The organism is Streptomyces alkaliphilus, assembly GCF_014141535.1.
Classification (GTDB): domain Bacteria; phylum Actinomycetota; class Actinomycetes; order Streptomycetales; family Streptomycetaceae; genus Streptomyces; species Streptomyces alkaliphilus.
The window spans coordinates 1-1,666 of the sequence record NZ_VKHT01001054.1 but is presented as its reverse complement, the minus strand read 5'-3'; the positions used below and the strand labels follow the sequence as shown (position 1 = coordinate 1,666).

The 1,666-nt window shown below is 68.4% G+C and carries 2 protein-coding genes and 1 pseudogene; 1 reads left to right on the top strand and 2 read right to left on the bottom strand.

The window, feature by feature from the left end:
• The first annotated feature begins 195 nt into the window (after window positions 1-195).
• Window positions 196-546: a DUF2511 domain-containing protein gene (locus tag FNQ90_RS22330; RefSeq protein WP_182607994.1), complete on the top strand. Its 351-nt coding sequence runs from the start codon at window positions 196-198 to the stop codon at window positions 544-546.
• Between the two features lie 180 nt (window positions 547-726).
• Here the strand turns inward: FNQ90_RS22330 and FNQ90_RS22325 are convergent, their stop codons facing one another.
• Together FNQ90_RS22325 and FNQ90_RS22320 are read right to left on the bottom strand one after the other, a co-directional pair.
• On the bottom strand, window positions 727-936 hold the full coding sequence (locus tag FNQ90_RS22325) for a DUF397 domain-containing protein (protein WP_182607993.1): 210 nt from the start codon (window positions 934-936) through the stop codon (window positions 727-729).
• Window positions 933-1,466 (bottom strand): annotated as a pseudogene (locus FNQ90_RS22320) (DUF5753 domain-containing protein); the annotation flags it as partial. The gene FNQ90_RS22325 and the pseudogene FNQ90_RS22320, both read right to left, overlap by 4 nt.
• Window positions 1,467-1,666: the final 200 nt, after the last annotated feature.

Genomic DNA, 1,666 nt, shown 5'->3' with positions numbered 1-1,666 from the left:
CCCGCCCGCAGGGAACGGTGCCGGGAGCCTTCGGAGCACTTGATGTCCCGGTCTTCGGTGATCAGCACTCCCGCTTCCCGCGCACGAGGGATTGGACCGCCACATACATGGGCCTCTGACGTCGCTCTTTTCATCCTGATCACAACTTGGCGACAGTCATCTCACGAGGAGGACGGCCCCGGGACCATCTCCGCCATGCGCACAACAACCACTGCCGCCCTGACCCTGCTTCTCGCCCTCACCACCGCCGCCTGCACCGAGGAGCCCGAGGAGGAGCCCCTGCGGGTCTCCTCCTCGGACTTCCCCGACGGCCAGTGGCCCTTCACCGTCGACGCGGGCAACCTCAGTTGTGAAGAGGCTTCGGTCGGGAGGGCCATCCTTTTCGAGGCCGACGGTACGACCTACGTCCTCAACGGGCCCGCCACCATATTGGCGGAGGAAAGAGGTTGGGCGCGCATGCACCCCATCTGGGCCGACGACCCCGGGGACAGCCGGAACAAGATCCCCACCACCGCCCTGGAGGACTTCGCCAAGGAGAACTGCTGACCGCTCCCGCCCGGAGCCCTGCACGACGGATGGTGTGGTCGCCACCGGGGAGCCTTCCGCAGGGGTGAGGTGCGGAGAACGGTCGGGGTGTGCTTTCGGCCCGCAACGGGAAGAGGCCCCATCGCGGTCGTCGCGCGATGGGGCGGTTCTCGCGGTCGAGGTGCGTGGAGGGTGGAGCGGTCAGACGTTCCCCATCTCTCCGGCCTTGACTCCGGCCACGACCCCGGCGAACACGGTGGTGGGGATGTTCAGCACCGGGCCGGTCGGGTTCTTGGAGTCACGGACGGGGACCACGCCGAAGGAACCGGCGAGATTCGCCGCGACCTCCACGCAGTTGCCGCCGTTGTTGCTGTACGAAGAGGTGAACCAGCGAGGGGATTCGGTCGTCACGGGATGCCCTTTCGAAGCTGGTCGATCATGGCCACGGATGCCGCCTGCGAGAGTGCTTCGCCCTGCAGTTGCTGGTAGGCCGTCAACATGGGCAGCGCTGTGGTGCTGTCCCGGTCCAGGTGACCCTGCAACTGGGACTCCGCGTAGCAGATCACTGATCGATCCGGCAGCGTCAGGATGTTGACCGGCAGATCGAACGTGCGGCGCTCACCGATCTCGTACGGCGCGATCCGGACCACCGTGTTCGGCAGCTCGGCGAACTCGGCGAGGTACCGCAACTGCGCGTTCATGACGCCCGCTCCGCCGACCGGTCGCCGGACGCAGCTCTCGTCCATGGTCACGAACACCATGGGAGCCCGGGGCCGGGTGAGCGCTGCCTGCCGATCCGCGAGGAACTGGACACGCTCCTCCGCCTGTTCGGACGTGGTGGCTCCCCGCCGTACGGCGCTGTTCGCCAACACCCGTGCGTACTCCGGCGTCTGGAGCAGGCCGGGGATGATCCCGATCCCGAAGAGCCGGATCTCCACCGCACCCGCCACGACCGCCGATTCCGCCGCACTCACCCCGACCGGCGCATTCACCCCGACCCCCGCGCTCGGCGCCGGGCCGGGATCACCCCGCCGCGAAGCTCCGCCGGGGACCGGCGGTGACCTCCCGCGTGGACGGGTACCGGTGCGAGAGCGGCGTTCGGAGCCCGGACGTCGAGGTGGAACGGCTACTGGGCTCCCAC

Excerpts from the sequence above, each read along its gene's own strand:
- FNQ90_RS22330 (WP_182607994.1), top strand. The coding sequence starts at position 196 with ATGCGCACAACAACCACTGCCGCCCTGACCCTGCTTCTCGCCCTCACC.